The organism is Nevskia sp., from assembly GCF_023266035.1.
Taxonomy (GTDB): domain Bacteria; phylum Pseudomonadota; class Gammaproteobacteria; order Nevskiales; family Nevskiaceae; genus Nevskia.
The window spans coordinates 1-20,552 of sequence record NZ_JAHFRY010000046.1 but is presented as its reverse complement, the minus strand read 5'-3'; the positions used below and the strand labels follow the sequence as shown (position 1 = coordinate 20,552).

Below are 20,552 nucleotides of genomic sequence, written 5' to 3'. Positions count from 1 at the left end.
TGGCATGCGTCTCGGCGATTTCATCGCCGAGCTCTCGCGTTACCGCCCCGGCGTCCTGCGCTGCGACCCGGCGGTGGCCGATCTGAAAATCTCCGGCGCGTTCCAGTTGCACGACATCGATCCGGTGCTGCGCAGCCTGCCCAGGGCTTTGCCGGTGCGGATCGTCAGCCACACCGGCTGGTGGGTGATGGTGGCGCCGGCGGGGGCGTAGGTTCCCCGGCATTCCCTGCGATGCGATCCCTGGCGCTTTTCGGATCGCCTCTGTCCCTTTTCTGTTTCTCGCGTTTCAAGTCAACAGGACATTCATTTCCGCGACAACAAGAAGGGAGTTTGCAGATGCACAGGGGACACTACCAGCGCGGCCGGGGCGCGCTTGCCATGATGCTGTCGATCGGCCTTTTCGCCGCGCCGGTCCTGGTGTTGGCGCAGGGCCCGACAGCCGGCGGCCTTGCCGCCGTGCGCAGCTTCGACATTCCGGCGGGCCCGTTGAACGAGGCGGTTGGCCGTTTCGCCACGGCCACCGGCGTCAGCATCACGGCATCGTCGGAACTCACCGAAGGACGCAGCACGCAGGGTTTGCGCGGTGCTTACGCGGTGTCGCAGGCACTGGCCCTGCTGCTGGCAGGCACGGGACTGGAGGCGGCCAATCAGGGCGAAGGGGCGTTCGTGTTCAAGCCGGCGCCCACGCCGCCAGCGGACGCGACGGTGATGGCGGCGGTACGCGTCGAGGCGACGGTCGACACCGACGTCACCGAGCGCAGCGGCTCGCTGACCACTGCCGGCCCGGTCTCTGCCGCCACTGGCCTGGGCCTCACACTGCGTGAAACGCCGCAGTCGGTAACGGTGATCACGCGCGAGCGCATCGAGCAGCAGAACCTCAATTCGCTGGCCGAGGTCGCCGCGCAGGTGACGGGCGTGTTCTTCAACTCCACGGGTACCCCGATCGGCGGCAGAAGCCTGCTGACCGCCCGCGGCTACTCGATCAACAGCTACCAGGTCGACGGCGTCAACCTGCCCTGGGAAGCGCTGGGTGAATCCGTTCAGTACGGTCACGGCGCGCTGGATACCGCGATCTACGATTCCATCGCCGTGGTGCGCGGCTCCACCGGCCTGATGACCGGCGCCGGCCAGCCCAGCGCCCTGATCGCGCTGACCCGCAAGAAGCCCACGCGCGGGTTGCAGACCTCGGTGGAAGCCACGCTCGGCAGCTGGGAGCGCTATCGCGCCCTGGTCGATGTCGGCGGTCCGCTCAACACGTCGGGGAGTATTCGCGGCCGCGTGGTCGGTGCCTACGACGAAGGCAAGACCTGGGTCGATGACTACAGCAGCAAGCGCAGCATCTTCTACGGCGTGCTGGAGGCCGACCTGAGCCCGAGCACCCTGCTGACGCTGACGCTGGAACGTGGCACCGCCGAAAGCAAGCAGGCGCCCTGGGCCTTCGACTACGGCAATTATTTCTACTTTGCCGACAGCGTGACGCCGATCCCGCCGAGCACCACCAGCAACATCTCGGCGCCCTGGGCCTATCTGGATAGCGACCGCACCTATGCGTCGGCGACCTTGACACATCAATTCGGCGCCGACTGGCAGGCACGGCTCAACTACGGTTTCGGCCAGTACAACACGGACATGCGGCGCGGCATGGTCCGGCGCATTCCGCAGGATGGCTCGCTGACCGCCGCACGCGTGCTCAGTCTCGCGTACCAGTACGACACGCACATCGTCGATGCCAGGGTCGACGGCAAATACCGCCTGTTCGGGCGCGAGCACGAGCTGGTCGCCGGGCTCAACCTGTATCGCTTCGATCATGCGGCCCCGCTGGGCTACCTGGGCGATCCCTTCCCCGATCTCGCGTATTGGAGCAGCGGCCAGCTGTACTACGACACGCCCGATTGGGACTCACTCGCCGGCTCGGAAGACGACTACCCCTACGACACCGAGATCCAGCAGGATGGTGCCTACATCGCCACGCGCCTGCGTCCGCTGGACCGTCTCGCCGTCATCCTCGGTGGACGCCTGAGCAACTGGGCGACGAAGTCGACCGACCGTGCGACCGCCTTCCATGACGCCTACACCTGGGACGATCGCGAGTACAAGAACGAGTTCACACCCTATGCCGGCTTGGTGCTCGACCTCACGCGAGCGCTGTCGGCCTACGGGAGCTACACCCAGATTTTCCAGCCGCAGGATGTCAGGGGCACCGACGGTCGCGTGCTCGACCCGGAGGAGGGCAACACCTTCGAGATCGGCCTCAAGGGCGCGTGGTTCGACGACCGGCTGAACGCGAGCATCGCCGCATTCGAGTCCAGGCGCGACAATCTCGCCGTGGCACTCGTGGACCCGGACGGACAACCCGTCCTGACGCCGCAGGGCGATCCCGCCTACCGCGCTGCAGACCACACCGAGGGCCGTGGCTGGGAGCTCGAAGTGGCCGGCGCGCTGACGCCGCGCTGGCAGATCCAGGCCGGCTATTCGCATTTCAAGAACAAGGACAGCAGCGGCGCGGTGCTGGACACGACGCAGCCGGTGCAGCAGGTCAAGCTCTACACCGCCTATGAGCCGGCGCTGGTGCAGGGCCTCACGCTCGGTGCCAGCCTGCGCTGGCAGGACGACACCCACGTGGATGGCATCAGCGATCCCCTGTACACCATCGACAATTACATCGTGGTGGGCGCGAACCTGAGCTATGCACTCACCCGGAACCTCTCGCTGGCCCTCGCCATCGACAATCTGCTGGACGAGGAATATCGCGTCAGCAATTACTCCCATTCCTATGGCGCGCCGCGAAACGCGACGTTCTCTGTGCGGGCACGATTCTGAGGTCCGGCGCGTCCGGCACCAGCAGTGCGTGTCTTGCATCAGCGACGCCGCCGGCAATCACGGCCGCAGCCGGTACACCCGGCAGCGCTTGCGTTGCCGATGGTGAAGGCAAGCGCCTGGAGGCTGGCCATTCGGCGGTAAACTTGCGCACTGGCCAATCCGCCAGTTTTTCGACATCAGCGCACCGGCATGAACGATTTCAGCAAGTGGGGCCCATCGACGCTCGGCATCCGCGCAGCCGAGCCGCGTACCGGGGAGATGGAGCACTCGGCGGCGCTGCATCTGACCTCGTCGTTCGTCTACACCAGCGCGGCCGAAGCGGCGGCGGTGTTCGCTGGCGAGAAGAAGGGCAACGTCTATTCACGCTTCACCAATCCCACCGTGCATGCGTTCGAGGAGCGGCTGGCAGCGATGGAAGGCGGCGATGCCTGTGTCGCGACCGCCAGCGGCATGTCGGCGATCCTGTCGATGTGCATGGCGCTGCTGAAGGCCGGCGATCACATCGTCGCTTCGCGGACCTTGTTCGGTTCCACGATCAATCTGTTCAACAACGTGCTCGGCAAGTTCGGCATCGACACCACCTTCGTCGATCCCAGCGATCTGAACGCCTGGGGCGCGGCGCTGCGGCCGTCGACCAAGCTGTTCTTCGTCGAGACCCCGAACAACCCGCTGACCGAGATCGCCGACATCCGTGCGCTGGCCGACATCGCCCACGGTGCCGGTGCGATCCTGTGCGTCGACAACTGCTTCCTGTCGCCGGTACTGCAGCAGCCGCTGAAGCTCGGCGCCGATCTGGTCGTCCACTCGGCGACCAAGTACCTCGATGGCCAAGGCCGTTGCATCGGTGGCGCGGTGGTCGGCGATGCCCAGCGGGTCGGCAAGGAGGTATTCGGCTTCATGCGTACCGCCGGGCCGAGCATGAGCCCGTTCAACGCCTGGGTGTTCCTGAAAGGCCTGGAAACCCTGGGCCTGCGGATGCGCGCGCATTGCGAATCGGCGCTGGCGCTGGCGCAGTGGCTGGAAACCCAGAAGGGCGTTCGCCGAGTGTTTCATCCGGGCCTCGCCAGCCATCCGCATCATGAACTGGCCAAGCGCCAGCATCTGAAGATCGGTGGTCAGACCGGCTTCGGCGGCATTGTCTCGTTCGAGGTCGAGGGTGGCCGTGAAGCGGCCTGGAAGGTGATCGATTCGGTGCAGATGCTGTCGATCACCGCCAACCTCGGCGACACCCGGACCACGATTACCCATCCGGCGACCACGACCCACGGCCGCATCTCCGCCGAAGCCCGCAAGCTGGCCGGCATCACCGAAGGTCTGGTGCGGGTGGCGGTCGGTCTCGAGAATGTCGAGGACATCATCGCCGACCTCTCTGGCGGGCTATGAGTCCGCCGAACCGATGAGATTCCACACTCTGCTGGACGCACGCCTTGGGCGCGCTGCGGCGTCAGAAATGCTCGCAATAGAACGACTATTGCTGCGCTTTCTTCCTTGCATCGCATCCCAATTCGCACGCCCATCAGGGCGCGAACTCGCCGGTTCGGTGGACTAAATGCAGGCAGCGGCAGTCGAAAAACTCCGGGCCCGGCTGGCTGGCAGCAACGAGGCACAGCGGCCGGTCGCGCGCCTCGATCTGCCGCTGAAGCTCGACTACCTGCTCAGCGAAAGCGCCGTCGCGCTGCTCAAGCCGGCGGCGGTGCTGGTGCCGATCATTCGCCGCTCGCACGGTCACACCGTGCTGCTGACCAAGCGCGCCGATCATCTGCGCCAGCACAAGGGTCAGATCAGTTTTCCCGGCGGCCGTCGCGATGCCGGCGATGTCAGCCTCGCGGCCGCGGCGCTGCGCGAGGCGCATGAGGAAGTCGGCCTGCCGCCGTCATCGGTGCAGGTGATCGGCTACCTCGACGATTACCCGACCATCACCGGCTACCGGATCACCCCGGTGGTCGGCTACATCGAGGCCGATTTCGTCGCCGCGCCGGAGCCGGGCGAGGTCGCCGAAGCCTTCGAGCTGCCGCTGGACTGGATCACCGGCGACAACCGCTTCGAGCGCAAGGAAATGACCCGCATCGGCATGACCATGCCGTTCCTCGAACTGAAGTTCGGCGAGCACGCGATCTGGGGCGCGACCGCCGGCATCCTGTGGAACCTGCGCGAGCAGTTCGGCCACGGATGAGCGAACCGTTCGCCGACGCGCTGCAACTGCAGGCCGATGCCGCCGCTCAGGGTTTCGACTGGGACGATCCGCAAGGCCTCTGGGACAAGCTCGCCGAGGAAATCGCCGAACTGCGCGAGGCCGACAACGCGGCCCATCGTCAGGAAGAACTCGGCGATCTGCTGTTCATGATCGCCAACATCGCCCGCCATCTGCAGCTCGATCCGATCGCTGCGCTCAGCGCCGCGAACACCAAGTTCCGCCGCCGCTACGGTCACGTCGCCGCCCATCTCGATGGCCTGGCGCCGCTCGGTGATCCTCAGCGCCTCGTGCAGATGGAAGCGCTGTGGCAGGAAGCCAAGCGGATCGAGAAAGCCCAGCCGTAGGGCGGCCCATGGCCGCCCTACGGCTTGATCCGGGCGCGCCACTCGGCGGCTTTGGCCAGCACCGCCGGTTCATCGAGAGTCAGCAGCCGGCGGTCACGCATCAGCGCGCGGCCGGCGACATAGACATCGGTGACCTGATCGCGGCCCACCGCGTAGGCGAGGATCGAGATCACGTCGTAGACCGGCGTCGTCGACGGATGATTGAGGTCGATGGCGATGAAATCGGCGGATTTGCCGGCCACCAGGCTGCCGATGTCGGCGTCCAGCCCCAGGGCTTTCGCGCCGTTGAGCGTCGCCATTTTCAGGGCCTGCGCCGCCGGCACCGCGCGCGGATCGCCGGACACGCCCTTGGCCAGCAGTGATGCCGTGCGCATTTCGGAGAGCAGATCGAGATCGTTGTTGCTGGACGGCCCATCGGTGCCGAGCATCACGTTGGCGCCGGCAGCGATCAGCTTGGCGATCGGCGCAATGCCGCTGGCCAGCTTCAGATTCGATTCCGGGCAATGGGCGATGTTGACGCCGAGCCGGCCGCAGTCGGCGATCTCGTCGTCGGTCAACTGGGTCATGTGCACGGCGATGAAATCGGGGCCGAGCAAGTCCAGCGACTTCAGCCGCTCCCAGGGCCGGCGACCATCGTTGGCTACCGCGCCATTCACTTCGTCAGCGGTCTCGTGAACGTGCATGTGGATCGGCAGGCCCATCTCGGTGGCCAGTTCGCGGATCCGCAGCAGCGGCGCGTCGGACACCGTGTACGGCGCATGCGGCGCAAACGCGGCGCGTAGCAGCGGCTGCAGGCGGATGTCGTTCTCGTAGACGTCGAGCCCCTTGCGGATGTACTCGTCGGCATTCGCGGCCCAGGCGGTCGGGAAGTCGATCAGCAACAGGCCGATCACCGCGCGCATGCCGGTCTGGGCGGCGACTTCGGCGGTGGCGTCCGGGAAGAAATACATGTCGTTGAAACAGGTCGTGCCGCCGCGAATCATCTCCGCCGCAGCCAGCCGCACGCCGTCGACGCAGAAGGCGCGCGATACGTGCGCACCTTCGGCCGGCCAGATGTGGTTGTTGAGCCAGTCCATCAGCGGCAGATCGTCGGCGATGCCGCGCAGCAAGGTCATCGCCGAATGGGTGTGGCCATTGACCAGGCCGGGCATCACCGCGTGATCAGCCAGCACCAGGGCGTCGCGCGGCGCATAGGTCTGGCGGGCGAAGTCGGCCGGCAGGATTTCGACGATACGGCCGCCGTCGACGGCCATCGCATGGTCTTCCAGCACCTGGCCTTCGGGTTCGATGGTCACCAGCCACTTCGGGAATACCAGCAGGTCGATCGCTTGCATGAGCTTGGGCAATGAATGGGATGGCCCAGTTTCGCAGGTCGGGCAGGGCGTGTGTCTGCTCGGACGATAGAATGCCGGTCCCGCAATCCTGATCGATCCGCATGAGCCACAACTCGAACACTGTGCAGGCCATCCAGTGGCAGGACGGCGTGCTGCGCCTGCTGGACCAGCGCCTGCTGCCGCTCGAAGAGCGCACCATCCAATGCCGTAACGCCGAGGACACCGCATCAGCCATCCACGAGATGGTGGTCCGCGGCGCGCCGGCGATCGGCATCGCGGCGGCGTTCGGGCTGGTGCTCGCGGTGCGTGCCGATCCGACGCTGTTCGATGCTGCCGAGAAGGTGCTCGCCGAATCGCGGCCGACCGCCGTCAACCTGCACTGGGCGCTGCGCCGCATGCGGGCGATCTGGGCGGCGTCGTTCAATGTCGACGAACTGGAAGCCGAAGCGGTCGCGATCTTCGAGGAAGACCTGGCCCAGAACCTGAAGATGGCCGAGTTCGGTGCGGCGCTGATCGCGCCAGGCTCGAAGGTGCTGACCCATTGCAACACCGGAGCGCTGGCCACGGGCGGCCACGGCACCGCGCTCGGCGTGATCCGCACGGCATACGCGCAGGGCCGCATCACCCAGGTCTACAACACCGAAACCCGCCCCTGGCTGCAGGGCGCGCGGTTGACCGCCTGGGAGCTGATGCGCGAAGGCATCCCGGCCAAGCTCATCGCCGATGGTGCCGCCGCCCATCTGATGAGCACGACCAGGATCGACTGGGTGATCGTCGGCGCCGATCGCATCGCCGCCAATGGCGACACCGCGAACAAGATCGGCACCCACATGCTCGCGGTCGTCGCCCGGCATTACGGCGCGAAGTTCATGGTGGTGGCGCCCAGCGGCACCTTCGATCTGAGCATGGCCGATGGCAGCGGCATTCCGATCGAGGAACGCACCGCCAAGGAACTGACCGAGTTCAAGGGCGCGCAGATCGCACCGACCGGCATGCAGGCCTTCAACCCGGTGTTCGACGTGACGCCGGCCAGCCTGATCGACGCCATCGTCTGCGAGCGCGGTGTTGCCCAGCCGCCGAGCACCGCTGCTATCCAGGCGCTGATCGGATGATCTATCAGCTCGAAAATCGCGTTCCGCAACTGGCGGACAGCGCCTGGATCGCCGACAACGCGGTGGTCATCGGCTCGGTGGTGATGGAAGCCGGCAGCAGCGTCTGGTTCAACTGCGTCGTCCGTGGCGATAACGACCTGATCACCATCGGCGAGAACAGCAATGTGCAGGACGGCTCGGTGCTGCATACCGATACCGGCTTCAAGTTGAGCATCGGCCGCGACTGCACGATCGGCCATCAGGTAATGCTGCACGGCTGCACCATCGGCGAAGGCACGCTGATCGGCATCCAGAGCATCGTGCTCAACGGTGCGGTGATCGGCAGGAACTCGATCGTCGGCGCCGGCAGCGTGGTGCCGGAAGGCAAGACCTATCCGGACAACGTGCTGATCCTCGGCAGCCCGGCGGTGGTCAAGCGCGAGCTGTCGCCGGCCGAGTACGGGCGCATGCGCCATGGCGCCACGCACTACGTGCAGAACGCGCGCCGCTATCGCGATCACCTGAAGCCGTTCGTGCGCTGATGGCTGGGTTTCGGTCAGTTTTTCAGGCGCTGGCGTTCAGCCTGACTTTGATGGGTGGCGCAGCGGCGGCCGATGCGCCGCTATCCAGCGCCGATCAGGCGAGCTTCGATGCGATCGTCGCCGACCTCGCGCCAACGGCAGGAAACACGAATTGGACGGCCTTGCTGCAGGCGATCGCGACCCATCCGAAGCTGGTCGATGCCCGCTACGAATCGGCGCCGCTGGATCGGGACGCCAAGGGAACCAGCGAACCGCTGCGCGCCGGCTTCGATGGCTTCGATTGCGTCACCTACGTCGAAACCGTACTGGCATTGGCGAGGGCCATCGCGCAAGGCAAGCCGACCGCTGCCGGCTATGCCGACGAACTGGCACGGCTGCGTTATCGCAGCGGTGAGCCCGGCTTCTGCGCGCGTCAGCATTACTTCAGCGACTGGGCGGAGCTGCAGGCCAATGCCGGTGTGCTCGACGAAGTCACCACCAGCCTCGCCGGTGACGCCGCCAATCTGGCGACCATCCGCCTGACCCACGGCTTCGACTACCTGAGCCGCAACGCCGGCAAGACCGCCGCATTGATCGGTGCGCCGGAACGTCTGGCCTGCGTGCTGGCGCAAGAGAAAAGCTTGTCGGATCGCGATGACGGCACGCCGTACATCCGCGCGACCAGCCTGACGAAGATCGCCGACGGCCTGCAGCCGGGCGACATCATCGCTTGGGTGGCCGATGTGCCCGGCCTCGACGTGATCCACGTCGGCCTGGTGGTCACTCGCCCGAGCGGCCGGCTCGAACTGGCGCAGGCTTCGCAGCGCAATGGCGCCGTCGTGGTGTCGCCGGATCTGCTGCGCTACGCCGCCAGTCTCCGCCAGCAGCGCGGCGTGCGCGTGTTCCGGCCGCGCGATCCGCGCCGCTAGCGGCCCAGCGAATCGAACAGCGCGATGTATTCCTGGGTCACCCGATGCGTCGGGTCGAGATGGATCATCGGCTTGTGCAACTCGTGCGATTCCTTGACGCGCACCGAGGATGACAGCGAGGCATCGAGCAGCGGCTGGCCTTCGGCTTTCAGTTCGGCGACCACGCGCTGCGGCAGCTTGGCGCGGCTCTGGAACTGGTTGACGATGATGCCCTCGATCTTCAGGTCTTCGTTGTGGTCGGCACGCAGTTCGTGGATGTTGTCGATCAGCGTGTACAGCGCCTGACGCGAGAACTCGTCGCAGTCGAACGGGATGAGCACGCGGTCCGCGGCGATCAGCGCCGAGCGGCTGTAGAAGTTCAGCGCCGGCGGCGTGTCGATGAACACCGCGTCATAGCCTTTCAGCTTGTCCAGCGCCTGATTGAGCTTCTGCACTTTCTGCTTGGATTCGAGCTTGACCTGCAGATCATCGAGCCGGGTGCTGGCGGCGACCACGTCGAGATTCTCGAACGGCGAGTTGGTCGCATAGGTCACGAACGGCGGCGACTGGATCGAGAAGCTCAAGGTGGCTTCGAAGAAATCGGCGATCGAGCGGTCGGCGGTCTGGGCCAGCGGGCCGAGCAGGTACTGCGTCGAATTGCCCTGGGTATCGAGATCGATCACCAGCGTGCGCAGGCCGCGTGACGCGGCGATCGCGGCGAGATTGCAGACGATGGTCGTCTTGCCGACGCCGCCTTTCTGGTTGAACACGACACGACGGATCATCGAGACCTCGGGGCAGGGAAGCAGCGCAAGTGCTGTGTCGATTATCGCCAGATTCGTGCCGGTTCGCTGCAACGCAACATGCCGACCACCCGGACGCTTGCGCAGCGGCCGCGACTGCCGTCAGGATGCGCGCCCGTCGGCACGGTGCCAGCCGCTGGCCACGGACTCATTCATCCACGACATCGCAGGGGATTGCAGCATGCTGAAGCACAACAGCTATTTCGAAGGCGCCGTGCAGAGCGTCGGTTATCAGCGCAACGGCCTGCGCGGCTCGGTGGGCGTCATCGCTCCCGGCGAATACCACTTCGGCACCGAAGCGGCCGAGCGGATGACTGTGGTCAGCGGCCTGCTGCAGGCCAAATTGCCGGGTGCGGAATGGTCGAATTTTCCGGCCGGCACCTACTTCGAAGTCGGCGCGAACTCGGGCTTCGATGTCCGCGCCGTCGGCGGTCCGGCGGCTTATCTCTGCGAGTACTTCGCGGCCTGATCAGATCAGATCGCCGTAGCTCTGGATCACCACCATCACCAGCTGGCTGCGGGAACGCACGTCCAGCTTGTTGAACAGCTGCTGGAACGTGGCCTTGATGGCACTTTCGGAGCTGGCCAGCTGACGGGCGATCTGCTTGTTGGAATGCCCTTGAAGCAGGCCGCGCAGCACGGCGCGTTCGCGCTCGGTGAAGCTGACCCGATCCGGTGCCGTGCTGGCAGCGACGATCGACTGCAGATAGCGCTGCTCGATCAGCACTTGGCCGAGGGCCACGGCGTGAATGCTGGCCTTCAGCTCATCCGGTGACACTTCCTTGCGGCAGATGCCGGACAAGCCGAGCCGGATCAGCTCCAGCGCGTCGCGCTCGGGCAGGCCGGCAGTGACCAGCAATGCCGCACCGGCACCGGGCGGGCGGCGGCGCATGAAATCCAGCGCCGTGTGCTCGCCGAGATCGTAATCGACGATCACCACGTCGGGCCGCAGTTGCGCGATCTCGGCCAGTCCCGGCTCGAGCAAGCCGGATTGACCGACCACGACAAAGCGCGGATCAGCATCCAGCAGTCGCAGCAGACCTTCGCGGAACAGCATGTGATCGTCGAGCAGGTAGAGCCGGATCGGTGCCGATGCCTCAACCATGAGCGGCCTCGTTGACCGGCGCCAGCGGCAGCAGCAGTTCGAAGCAGCAACCGCTGTCGCCCGGTACATGGCGAAGCTGGCCGTCCTGATGAGTCATCAGCGCGCGCGAGATGTAGAGCCCCAGACCGGAGCCGTTGGCACCTGAGCGGAACGGCTGGAACAGATGTTCGGGCTGGGCGAGGCCGGGACCGGAATCGAGCACGCGAAGCACGGCGCGGCCTTCATCGATATGGGCGCTGAGCTGCAGCAGGCGATGGCTCTGATCGGACACCGCGCGCAAGGCGTTTTGCGCCAGGTTCAGCAGCACCTGCAGCAAGGCATGGCGATCGGCACGCACCGGCGGGAAATCCGGCGGCACCGCGATATGCACCTCGCCGTCGATGTCGGCCCAATCCGGCGCGATGATCACTTCCAGCTCGGTCAGCAGGGCTTGCAGGCTGGTTTCACTGACCGAAGGGCTGGCCTGTCGGCGCAGATCGAACGAGGCCAGTTCCAGCAGAGCCTGGACCAGACTGCGCAGGGCGGCGAGGTCCGGGTCATCCTGCATCGCCGGATGGCGGGACAGGTTGGAGCTGACCACGCTGGCCGCCGAACACAGGTTGCGGATCTCGTGCGACACCGCGCCGGCCAGCAGCCGGTTGTACTTGTTGAGATCCTGGAAGTGCGCGTACTCGCGCTCACGCACTTCATCGGACACGTCGACCACGATCGCCGCCAGATGCCGCGTCTCGCGCTGGCCGTAGACCGAGAACCAGATCGTCGTCGGAAACGAGCTGCCGTCGGCGCGCAGGCCCCAGGTCGAGGTCGAGGTGCGCATGCCATCGATGTTGGCGCTGACCGACAGCGCGTCATGCAGTACCGGCAGATAGCCGCGGACCGGTTCGCCGATCAGCGATTGGCTCGGCTCCAGATCAAGCATTTCGTGCGCGGCCCGGTTGGCGGCGACGATACGGCCGTCACTGGCCACGGTGAGGATCGCCGCCGGGCTGCTCTCGGCCAGCAGGCGCAACTGGCGCTCGGCGCGACGGCGCAACTGTTGCTCGGCCCGCAGGCGCGCGTAGTGGCCGAAGACCATGCGCCGCGTGCGGCTGATCTCGGCCACCAGCAGGCCGCAGCCGGCGTAGGCGATGGTCGCCATGAAGAAGCGCAGCGACTGCTCGACCATCTGCTCGTTCATCACGAACAGGCCGCGCAGCCCGGCACAGGCGACCGCGGCCATGACGATCTGCCGCCGCGTCAGCACCGTGGCGGCGAGCACTACCGGCAGGATGTAGAGCAGGCCCAGCGATACGCCGAGGCGCGAATACCATTCGGAGATGACAAGCAGCCCGAGCATCGCCAGCGATAGCCAAAGGGTCGCGCCGTAGCCCAGTTTCACCACCTGGCCACGTATTTCGAACGGCAATCTCAAGCGCTCCATGCGACGACTCTTGGCTAGCGGATTCAAGCTCAGATCGGCTTTGAATCGCGAGGTTCCGGAACCTATCGAAAGATAGCTTCGCTGCATCTTCCGGCCGCTTCCGGGCCGACGACGGATGCCGTTTCGATAGCAGACAGGCGAGCCGCCTCGGCCTGTAATGGCACCACGACTTGCTTCGGGTGTTCCCATGATTCTTCGAGACAGCATTCCTCTTCAGCGGCTCTGGCCGCGAACCTACAAGCGCCTGCTGGTGCTGGTGGCCTTCGATTGCGCAGTGGCGGCGCTGTACGTGTTCGGCGACTGGCACTGGTTGTCGCTGGACGCACTGCCGCTCGGCACGCTCGGTTCGGCACTGACCATCTTCCTGGCCTTTCGCGCCAACGCCGCCTACGGCCGCTGGTGGGAGGCGCGTCAGCTCTGGGGCCAGCTGGTCAATACCTCGCGGGCACTGTCCCGTCAGGCGCTGACGGCGCTCGATGCCGATGCCGCCAACCCGCAGCAGGTGGCGCTACGCAACGACATCGTCGTCCACCAGATCGCCTTCGTTCATGCCTTGCGCTGCCATCTGCGCAAGCAGAATCCGTTTCCCGAACTGGCCGGCGTGCTCGGCCGTGCGCAGACCGATGCGCTGCGCGGTTACGGCAACGTTCCCAACGCGCTGACCCTGCGGATGGCCGAGCAGCTTCAGCAGGCGCGTGAGCTGGGCATGCTCGACAGCCTGCGCTGGAGTTCGCTCGACAACAGCCTGACCACGCTGGCCAACATCCAGGGTTCCTGCGAGCGGATCAAGAACACGCCGCTGCCGCGCCAGTTCAGCTCGCTGCCGCGGGTGCTCGTTGACGCTTACTGCTGGTTGGTGCCGCTGGCCCTGGTCGCCGGCCTGGGCATCTTCACGCCGGTCGCTTCGGCACTGATCAGCTTCACCTTGATCGCCATCGACACCGCCAGCGGCGCAATCGAAGACCCGTTCGAAAACACCGTCAACGACACGCCGATGACGGCGCTGTCACGCGGCATCGAACTGACGCTCCGCGAAATGCTCGACCAGCGCAAGACGCTGCCCGAAGTCCGCGCCATCGACGGCTTCGTCTACTGACGTCGCCTCTTTCCCATCCCTCAATCAAGTTCACCAGGAGTTGCCATGTCTCCCATGTCCCACACCGCGAACCCGCATCTGATCTTCGCCACCAATTTTTCCGAGGCCTGCCACGCCGCCATTCCGATGGTGGCGCAATGGGTCGATTCGCTGCAGGCCAAGCTGACCCTGCTGCACGTTCATGGCCGCGGTGCGCAGGCGCAGGCGTCGCGCGCGCTGGATTCGTTCTTCGCCGAGTCCGCCCACTATCCGCACAGCGATCGGCAACTGCTCAGCGGCGCCACGGCGTCGGGCATCGCCGAGTTCTGCAGCCAGCATCCGGAGTCGATGCTGGTGATGCCGCCGAGCGTGCGCAGCTATCTGCCGCGCCCGTTTCACAGTTCCTTGCGCACCGAGGTGCTACGCCAGGTCACCACACCGATGCTGACCATGCTGCCGGACACCTATGCAGTGCCCGAACTGCCGAAAACCGGTGGCCGCGTCGCCTGCTGGATCACCGGCGATGAAACGCGTCTCGACCACGTGCGTGAAGCCGCGTCGTTGGCCCGTCAGCGCGATGCCGAACTGCATCTGCTGTTCGTACTGCCCGAAGTCAGCGAAGGCCTGATGCTGGAAGCGCTGTACTCCGAGCGTCCGCTGGCCGAGCCTGCGGCGATCCAGCGGCTCGACGATATCGCCGCGCGGGTAGGGGACGATGTGCGAGTGCGGGTCCAGATCGGCACTGGCCAGACCCAGCGCACCCTGGCGAAGCTGCTGCGGCAGAGCCGGGCTCAGACCCTGGTGGTCGATCGCGACACAGCGGTGCGCAAGCGCCTGCTGCTCTCGTCGTTCACTTCGGCACTGCGTGAAAGCCCCTGCCTGCTGATCTGCGTGCCTCCGCGCTTCAAGCAGGAGAACGATCTGCTGCCGCCGCCGAATGCACGGCAACGGCTGGAGAAGAAGCTGATGCAGCCCGCGCTGATCGAAGCGCGCCGCGTGATTGCGCAGCCACGCCGCTCATGGCTGGCCGCTGACTGGTCGTCGGATTTCGCTCCCGCTTGAGGCTTGGCTACTGCTGGCTTTCCTTGGCGTAGCGGAAGGCCAGCACCTGGGCGCTGCCCGGTACGATGTCCTGCCAGCGATCCTCCTCGAAGCCGAGGATGACAACCCCGCAAGTCGGCAGCTCGATGAACGGCAACGGGCCGTCGACGAGCAGGCGGGTGACGTCGGTGAAGCCCGGGTTGTGGCCGAACATCAGCACCTGGTCATCGGCCTCGTCCAGCGTATTGATCAGGTGCAGCAGGGTGCCCGGCGTTGCGTCGTAGATGCGCTGCTCGATGCTGATCTGCGCTTCCGGCAGCTCGAAGGTTTCGGCGAACAACTGGGCCGTGGTCAGTGCCCGGACGGCGGGGCTGGCGATCATCCGGAACGGCTGCGTCAGCATGCCTTGCAGCCGCAGCGCCATGATCGGCGCGTCGCGACGGCCGCGCGGATTCAGCGGGCGATCGAAATCGGCGAGCATCGGGTAATCCCAGCTCGATTTGGCGTGGCGGATCAGGATCAGGCGTTTCATGGGCGCGAGATTACCGGAAGCGGATTACCGCTTTCGGAATGCTTGGGAATGGGGAGAGAGACCTGCAGATGAATCGCAAATGGCTACGTTACGGTGCGTACGCACTGGTGCCGGTGGCGCTGTACTTCGTCAATGTCGAAGTACAGACCCGTCGCGGCATCGCGGCGATGGCGGCGACTGAACTCGAGTTTCGACCATTGGCGGCAGCGCTGGTTCAAGCCAGAGCCGAGGGCAAACCGGTGCTGGCCGATTTCTCCGCGATCTGGTGTCCGACCTGTCGCCGTCTGCACACCGAGGTGTTCAGCGATCCCGCCGTGAAGGCCGCGATCAACGCCGGCTACGTGCTCAGCAGCATCGACTATGAATCCGCCGAGGCGCCGGCCTTCATGGCCCAATACGAGGTCAGCAGCTTTCCGAGCCTGCTGGTGCTCGATGGCGACGGCGCCTTGCTGCGCAAGCTGCCGATCACGTTCGATCCTGCGGCGTTTGCGGCTGCCCTGAAGCATTAATTGCGCAGATAGACATCGAAGCGGAGTTGCGTGCCTTCAAAGCGCAGCGAAGGCTCGACACCGGCCAGCGGCGGCGCTTTCGACGGCCGCTTGACCACCACTCTATGACGCGCTGCGAGCAGCGCCGGCGCCAGCAGTTCGTCGGCATCGGCATCGCCACCGGTGAGATCACGCAGGATCTGCATTTCCTTCGACGGCAGCGCCGCCTTGCCATCGTCCGGGTACATCGGATCGAGATGGACGACGTCGAACGCCGCGCGATTTTCCGGCAGCGCCATGAACGCGCAGGCATCGGCTTCGATGATCGCGATGCGTTCGCCAATCGCCTGTGTTGCCGACGTGGCGAGCACGCGGGCGAGGGCGTCGTGTAGCAGCGCGCAGACCGTCGGATTGCGCTCGACCAGGGTCACGCGGGCGCCGAGTGCCGCCATCAGATAAGCGTCACGGCCGAGTCCGGCGGTAGCATCGAGCACCTGCAGCAGGCCGTCTTCCGGCTTGCGTGGCTTGTGCAGGCCGATCGCCTTGCCGAGCGCCTGCTTGCGGCCGGCGCCGATGCGGCGGCTGACATCGGCAGTCAGCCAATCGGCGTAGATCGCGCCGTATTGCGGGCGATGCAAGGCCCGCAGGCAGAGATAGTCGCTGCCGTGTTCGGTCTGTGTTTCGAGGGCAAATGAAAAACCCCGGGCCTCGCGGTCCGGGGTCTTCATGCTCGGCGGCGGCCGATCAGCCAAGCTTCGAAGCATCGAAGAAGCTGGTCATGCGCTGCGCCAGCATCATGTCGCCGTCGAGCTGCAGCTTGCCGGTCATGAATGCAGTCATGCCGTTCAGATCGCCCTTCAGCAGCGAGACGAGATCGTCGTCTTCCATCGTCAGGGTGACGTCGGCGTTGGCCGCCGTGCCCTGGTCGAGCGAACAGCTGCCGCCCTTGATGCTCAGGTAAGCCGGCGACGAGATGGCGAACTGGACGACGGCATCGGTGCCGGCGGCGGCGCTGGCATCAAACGCGGCGGGGAGTTTCTTCAGGAAGTCGATGGCGCTCATGGGGGTGCTCCTTAAAGGGAGCCGCATCCTACTCGGGCCGCCGCCGTGATGTAAACAACTGTAAACATAATTACCGAGCATCCGGACCGGACGGCGTCGTCATCATCGACTGGACCCGCGCGGCAGTCGTTGCCGATAGCAGCACCGGGGCGATCGAGCTGCGATACAGCCGCCCCTGCACCGTCATGCTTGCAGCAAGGCCTTCTGCCGTACGGTGATCGAGCACGACGTAGTCCGTCCCTTCGGCTAGATCGCCGGCCAGCGATTTGAAGGCGCGGAACGCCGAGCCCTTGGGCAGGCCGGCTGCTTCGTCGAGTTCGCGCATCGACAGCCAGCCGGAGTAATCACTCGTTCCGGTAGTCACGAGCCTGGCTCGGCGTTCGTTGGCTCGCGGGTCGACAGCAGGAAAGGGACTTGGGTCATTCGGTTCAGGTTCGGAATGACGGGATTCTACGAGTGATGTCGTCGCCGTGAGCGGCCGGGAAATTCCGAAAACAGCGACCTGGTGGCGCACCATTTGCGGCCCGATGTGCCGCAGCGCTCAGGCCTTCAGCGGCGCCCGGTGTACGGCAAGGGGCCTAAGTCTTTATCCTTGTACTTGATTAGTCCCGGTTTTTGCCGGTTTTTCCGGAACTTCACGGCGAATCTGGCCTCACAGCCAAGCTAGTGGTTCAAACGATCCGAGACATTTGCAGCGCCCGGAATGCTCCACCAAGCGTCCGGCTTTCAATCCGGCAAGCCAAGGCTGCGCCGCGACCTACAAGGAATCAGGATGGACCTGTCCAGCGCCGCCGCCCCGACGACGGAATCCGCAAGCCCCGCCGGCTCGCACAACCCATGGCGTTTCTGCGTGGCGCCGATGATGGATTGGACGGATCGGCATTGCCGGTTTTTCCATCGCCAGTTGACCCGACACACGCGGATGTACACGGAAATGGTCACCACCGGCGCGCTGCGCCATGGTGACGTGCCGCGCCATCTGCGCTTCGACAAGGCCGAGCATCCGGTCGCCCTGCAGATCGGCGGCAGCGATGTGCCGCTGCTCGCCAATGCCGCCGAACTGGGTGCGGAATACGGTTACGACGAACTGAACCTGAACTGCGGCTGCCCGTCCGATCGCGTGCAGGACGGCGGTTTCGGCGCCTGCCTGATGATGGGTCCGAAGCAGGTCGCCGCCGGCGTGCTGGCGATGAAGAAGGCCAGCGGCCTGCCGGTGACGGTGAAGTGCCGCATCGGCGTCGACTACAGCGAGGACTACACCTTCCTGCGCGATTTCATCGAGCCGATCGCCGAGACCGGCTGCACCACGTTCATCGTCCACGCCCGCAAGGCCTGGCTGAGCGGCCTGAGCCCGAAGGAAAACCGCGAGATTCCGCCGCTGCGCTACGACACGGTCTACCGCCTGAAGCAGGAATTCCCGCAACTCACCATCGTCATCAATGGCGGCATCCACACGATGGATGAATGCCTGGCTCATCTGAAGCAGGTCGATGGCGTGATGCTGGGCCGCGAGGTTTACGAGAACCCGTACCGGCTTGCCGAAGTCGATTCGAAACTGTTCGGCGATACGCGGCCGGCACCGACCCGGGTCGAAGTGGTCGATGCGATGTACGACTACATCCACGCTGAACTGGAAGCCGGCAACAGTCTGCCGCACATCACCCGGCACATGCTCGGCCTCTATCGCAACCAGCCGGGCGGCAAGCAGTTCCGGCGCGTGCTCAGCGAGCACGACGCCAGCCGCGAACCGGATTGGGACACGATCGAAGCGGCGCTTGCCGAAGTGGAACGGGCCGCAGCCAACGTCGGCAACCGCGCGGCCGCGTGAATCGTCCGATCTTGTTGTTGTCGGACCTGCATCTGCCAAACACGCCATCGCCACTGCGCGAACGCTTTCTCGCCTTTCTCGCCGGCCCGGCTCGCGAGGCTGAAGCGGTCTACATGCTCGGTGATCTCTTCGAGGTGTGGATCGGCGATGCCGAAGGTCTGGCCGATTACCGTTCGGAAGCCGATGCCTTGCGCGCGTTGCGCGACAGCGGCGTCCGGGTTTGCTACCAGCATGGCAATCGCGATTTCATGCTCGGCACCGCGTTCGCGAAAGCGGCCGGGCTCGAACTGCTGGCCGATCCGCTGATCGTCGATCTGGCCGGCGAGCCGACCCTGCTCAGCCACGGCGACATCTGGTGCACGGATGACCTTCCATATCAGCGCTGGCGTCGTTTCTCGCGCAATCCCGTGGCTCAGTTCATCTACCGGCGTCTGCCGCGCGCTTGGCGTCAGAAAGTGGCCGGCCAGGCGCGGGGTGATGGCACGCGCAACAAGCCGGCGGCGATTCTCGACGTCAATGCCGATGCAATCCGCCAGGCGTTCATCGAGCATGGCGTCGCCCGGATTATCCACGGCCATACGCATCGGCCGACCGTGCACCAGCTCGATATCGACGGCCGCAAGGTCGAACGCCTGGTGCTCGCGGACTGGCGGCCGGAGCACTGCGAGTACCTGCAGGTTGACGACGCAGGCCTGATTCGCAAGACCGTAGTCAACTGACGGCGGCAGCCCGGACGGCGGGCAAGGTAAGCTCGAATCGAGCCCGAAACCGACAACCCGCCGATGCGCCACGCCCTGCTGCTTGCTCCCTTGTTCACCCTGCTGCTCGGTCTGTTCGGCGCGCCCGCGGCGACTGCCGCCGATCAGGCGCTCTGGGAAAAATCGACCCTCAACCAGATCCTCAAGCGCGGCGAACTGAGAGTCGGCCTGGAAGCCGGCTACCTGCCGTTCGAGATGCGCGACAAGCGTGGCGAGATCATCGGTTTCGATGTCGATCTGGCCAAGCTGATGGGCCGCTACATGGGCGTCAAGGTCAGCTTCGTCAACACCCAGTGGGACGGCATCATCCCGGCGCTGCTCACCGACAAGTTCGACATCCTGATGTCCGGCATGACCATCACGCCGGAGCGCAATCTGCAGGTGAACTTCGCTCGGCCCTACATCGTCATCGGCCAGACCATCCTGCTGGCGAAGAAGCATGCGGATACCGTGAAATCGGTCAAGGATCTCAACGATCCGAAATACGTGATCGCCACCAAGCTCGGCACCACCGGCGATATCGCCGCCAAACGTTTTCTCGGCAAGGCCAAGCTGAAGACTTTCGAGACTGAAGCCGATGCTGCGCTGGAAGTGCGCAACGGCCGCGCCGATGCCTTCGTCTACGACCTGCCGTTCAACGTCGTCTACATCGCGCAGTTCAAGGACTCACTGATCCATTTGAAGGAGCCGTTCACCAAGGAGCCGCTGGGCTGGGCGGTGCGCAAGGGCGACCCGGATTTTCTGAACTGGCTGGATCATTTCCAGGATCAGATTCGCAATGATGGGAGTTATGACGCGTTGTATGGCAAGTGGTTTGAGGGGGTGGCTTGGTTGGCGAATGTGCAGGGCGGGTGAGTCGTGCTGTGCTTGCCGAGCGAAATGGGTTGAGCTTACTCATTCAATACACGGCGGCTTATTGACGTACAGCCTTAATTCCGATTTAACGGAGATGTAAGTTGCGTATAAAAGATGAATTTAAAAAATCTGGTTACTTCTGGCTTGCTTCTGGTCCAGAAAAAAAGATACCTGGAACGCTTGTTATTACGGATGGCGGGAATATAGAGCTTGAAGTGGTTGGACTTTTTGATGAAAGCATAGAAGGATTTAAGGAAGCTCTGAATAACCCGCGCCGAGTGGAGTCACACGTCGTGGATAACGCTTGAAGCCGCCGATCTGGCGATTTTCCGCTCAATCTACTGCTGCGGGGCTTTGACGCGCCCCGGTTTTC

Annotated in this window: 23 protein-coding genes and 1 pseudogene; 16 read left to right on the top strand and 8 right to left on the bottom strand. The window is 64.9% G+C overall.

The window, feature by feature from the left end; all coding sequences use genetic code 11:
• From Q0D45_RS09085 to Q0D45_RS09065, 5 genes and pseudogenes are all read left to right on the top strand, one after another.
• Positions 1-211 (top strand): annotated as a pseudogene (locus Q0D45_RS09085) (hypothetical protein); the annotation flags it as partial.
• A 20-nt stretch (positions 212-231) separates the two neighbouring features.
• On the top strand, positions 232-2,820 hold the full coding sequence (locus Q0D45_RS09080; RefSeq protein WP_293391570.1) for a TonB-dependent siderophore receptor: 2,589 nt from the start codon (positions 232-234) through the stop codon (positions 2,818-2,820).
• 189 nt (positions 2,821-3,009) lie between these two features.
• The gene (locus Q0D45_RS09075) at positions 3,010-4,203 is read left to right on the top strand and encodes an O-succinylhomoserine sulfhydrylase (RefSeq protein ID WP_293391567.1); all 1,194 of its coding nucleotides are present in this window, start codon (positions 3,010-3,012) and stop codon (positions 4,201-4,203) included.
• 166 nt (positions 4,204-4,369) lie between these two features.
• On the top strand, positions 4,370-4,993 hold the full coding sequence (locus Q0D45_RS09070; RefSeq protein WP_293391564.1) for a CoA pyrophosphatase: 624 nt from the start codon (positions 4,370-4,372) through the stop codon (positions 4,991-4,993).
• Positions 4,990-5,358: a MazG nucleotide pyrophosphohydrolase domain-containing protein gene (locus tag Q0D45_RS09065; protein WP_293391562.1), complete on the top strand. Its 369-nt coding sequence runs from the start codon at positions 4,990-4,992 to the stop codon at positions 5,356-5,358. The genes Q0D45_RS09070 and Q0D45_RS09065 overlap by 4 nt, the downstream gene beginning before the upstream one ends.
• Before the next feature lie 17 nt (positions 5,359-5,375).
• Here the strand turns inward: Q0D45_RS09065 and Q0D45_RS09060 are convergent, their stop codons facing one another.
• Entirely contained in the window at positions 5,376-6,692 is a 1,317-nt protein-coding gene (locus Q0D45_RS09060; protein WP_293391559.1) for a TRZ/ATZ family hydrolase, read from the bottom strand.
• 101 nt (positions 6,693-6,793) lie between these two features.
• Here Q0D45_RS09060 and mtnA point away from each other — a divergent pair, with 101 nt between their 5' ends.
• The 3 genes from mtnA to Q0D45_RS09045 are packed head-to-tail and all read left to right on the top strand — an operon-like array spanning position 6,794 to position 9,233.
• Positions 6,794-7,804: an S-methyl-5-thioribose-1-phosphate isomerase gene (gene mtnA, locus Q0D45_RS09055; protein WP_293391556.1), complete on the top strand. Its 1,011-nt coding sequence runs from the start codon at positions 6,794-6,796 to the stop codon at positions 7,802-7,804.
• Positions 7,801-8,325 (top strand): gamma carbonic anhydrase family protein, encoded by a 525-nt coding sequence (locus Q0D45_RS09050; RefSeq protein WP_293391553.1) that lies wholly within the window; start codon positions 7,801-7,803, stop codon positions 8,323-8,325. Before mtnA ends, Q0D45_RS09050 begins: the two co-directional genes overlap by 4 nt.
• Positions 8,325-9,233 carry an N-acetylmuramoyl-L-alanine amidase-like domain-containing protein gene (locus Q0D45_RS09045; RefSeq protein ID WP_293391551.1) on the top strand — a complete coding sequence of 303 codons (909 nt, stop codon included), beginning with the start codon at positions 8,325-8,327 and terminating at the stop codon, positions 9,231-9,233. The genes Q0D45_RS09050 and Q0D45_RS09045 overlap by 1 nt, the downstream gene beginning before the upstream one ends.
• Here Q0D45_RS09045 and Q0D45_RS09040 read toward each other — a convergent pair.
• A complete protein-coding gene (locus Q0D45_RS09040; RefSeq protein WP_366946395.1) occupies positions 9,230-9,994 on the bottom strand; it encodes a ParA family protein in 765 nt (254 codons plus the stop codon). The genes Q0D45_RS09045 and Q0D45_RS09040 overlap by 4 nt on opposite strands.
• Before the next feature lie 202 nt (positions 9,995-10,196).
• Between Q0D45_RS09040 and Q0D45_RS09035 the strand changes: the two genes are divergently transcribed.
• The gene (locus Q0D45_RS09035) at positions 10,197-10,484 is read left to right on the top strand and encodes a pyrimidine/purine nucleoside phosphorylase (protein WP_293391546.1); all 288 of its coding nucleotides are present in this window, start codon (positions 10,197-10,199) and stop codon (positions 10,482-10,484) included.
• On the opposite strand, the gene Q0D45_RS09030 is transcribed toward Q0D45_RS09035, so the two are convergent.
• Both Q0D45_RS09030 and Q0D45_RS09025 read right to left on the bottom strand, forming a co-directional pair.
• Positions 10,485-11,120: a response regulator transcription factor gene (locus Q0D45_RS09030; protein ID WP_293391544.1), complete on the bottom strand. Its 636-nt coding sequence runs from the start codon at positions 11,118-11,120 to the stop codon at positions 10,485-10,487.
• Positions 11,113-12,540: a PAS domain-containing sensor histidine kinase gene (locus Q0D45_RS09025; protein ID WP_293391541.1), complete on the bottom strand. Its 1,428-nt coding sequence runs from the start codon at positions 12,538-12,540 to the stop codon at positions 11,113-11,115. The genes Q0D45_RS09030 and Q0D45_RS09025 overlap by 8 nt, the downstream gene beginning before the upstream one ends.
• A 187-nt stretch (positions 12,541-12,727) precedes the next feature.
• On the opposite strand from Q0D45_RS09025, the gene Q0D45_RS09020 reads away from it, so the two are divergent.
• On the top strand, positions 12,728-13,636 hold the full coding sequence (locus Q0D45_RS09020) for a bestrophin family protein (RefSeq protein WP_293391538.1): 909 nt from the start codon (positions 12,728-12,730) through the stop codon (positions 13,634-13,636).
• 45 nt (positions 13,637-13,681) lie between these two features.
• Positions 13,682-14,677, top strand: coding sequence for a universal stress protein (locus Q0D45_RS09015; protein WP_293391535.1), 996 nt, complete (start codon positions 13,682-13,684; stop codon positions 14,675-14,677).
• A 7-nt stretch (positions 14,678-14,684) separates the two neighbouring features.
• On the opposite strand, the gene Q0D45_RS09010 is transcribed toward Q0D45_RS09015, so the two are convergent.
• A complete protein-coding gene (locus tag Q0D45_RS09010; RefSeq protein ID WP_293391533.1) occupies positions 14,685-15,188 on the bottom strand; it encodes a histidine phosphatase family protein in 504 nt (167 codons plus the stop codon).
• A gap of 68 nt (positions 15,189-15,256) precedes the next feature.
• Here Q0D45_RS09010 and Q0D45_RS09005 point away from each other — a divergent pair, with 68 nt between their 5' ends.
• Positions 15,257-15,697 carry a thioredoxin family protein gene (locus Q0D45_RS09005; RefSeq protein ID WP_293391531.1) on the top strand — a complete coding sequence of 147 codons (441 nt, stop codon included), beginning with the start codon at positions 15,257-15,259 and terminating at the stop codon, positions 15,695-15,697.
• Here the strand turns inward: Q0D45_RS09005 and Q0D45_RS09000 are convergent.
• The 3 genes from Q0D45_RS09000 to Q0D45_RS08990 all read right to left on the bottom strand — a co-directional run bounded on the left by Q0D45_RS09000 (position 15,694) and on the right by Q0D45_RS08990 (position 17,102).
• Entirely contained in the window at positions 15,694-16,404 is a 711-nt protein-coding gene (locus Q0D45_RS09000; protein ID WP_293391528.1) for a class I SAM-dependent methyltransferase, read from the bottom strand. The two genes, Q0D45_RS09005 and Q0D45_RS09000, sit on opposite strands and share 4 nt — an antisense overlap.
• A 16-nt stretch (positions 16,405-16,420) precedes the next feature.
• Positions 16,421-16,738: an SCP2 sterol-binding domain-containing protein gene (locus tag Q0D45_RS08995; protein ID WP_293391525.1), complete on the bottom strand. Its 318-nt coding sequence runs from the start codon at positions 16,736-16,738 to the stop codon at positions 16,421-16,423.
• 70 nt (positions 16,739-16,808) lie between these two features.
• The gene (locus tag Q0D45_RS08990; RefSeq protein ID WP_293391521.1) at positions 16,809-17,102 is read right to left on the bottom strand and encodes a hypothetical protein; all 294 of its coding nucleotides are present in this window, start codon (positions 17,100-17,102) and stop codon (positions 16,809-16,811) included.
• A 408-nt stretch (positions 17,103-17,510) separates the two neighbouring features.
• Here Q0D45_RS08990 and dusA point away from each other — a divergent pair, with 408 nt between their 5' ends.
• The 4 genes from dusA (at position 17,511) to Q0D45_RS08970 (ending at position 20,487) form a co-directional block, all read left to right on the top strand.
• Positions 17,511-18,566 carry a tRNA dihydrouridine(20/20a) synthase DusA gene (gene dusA, locus Q0D45_RS08985; protein ID WP_293391518.1) on the top strand — a complete coding sequence of 352 codons (1,056 nt, stop codon included), beginning with the start codon at positions 17,511-17,513 and terminating at the stop codon, positions 18,564-18,566.
• Positions 18,563-19,285 (top strand): UDP-2,3-diacylglucosamine diphosphatase, encoded by a 723-nt coding sequence (locus Q0D45_RS08980; RefSeq protein ID WP_293391515.1) that lies wholly within the window; start codon positions 18,563-18,565, stop codon positions 19,283-19,285. Before dusA ends, Q0D45_RS08980 begins: the two co-directional genes overlap by 4 nt.
• Positions 19,286-19,348: 63 nt before the next feature.
• Positions 19,349-20,179: a transporter substrate-binding domain-containing protein gene (locus tag Q0D45_RS08975; RefSeq protein ID WP_293391512.1), complete on the top strand. Its 831-nt coding sequence runs from the start codon at positions 19,349-19,351 to the stop codon at positions 20,177-20,179.
• 101 nt (positions 20,180-20,280) lie between these two features.
• The gene (locus Q0D45_RS08970) at positions 20,281-20,487 is read left to right on the top strand and encodes a hypothetical protein (protein WP_293391509.1); all 207 of its coding nucleotides are present in this window, start codon (positions 20,281-20,283) and stop codon (positions 20,485-20,487) included.
• The last annotated feature ends 65 nt before the right edge of the window (positions 20,488-20,552 follow it).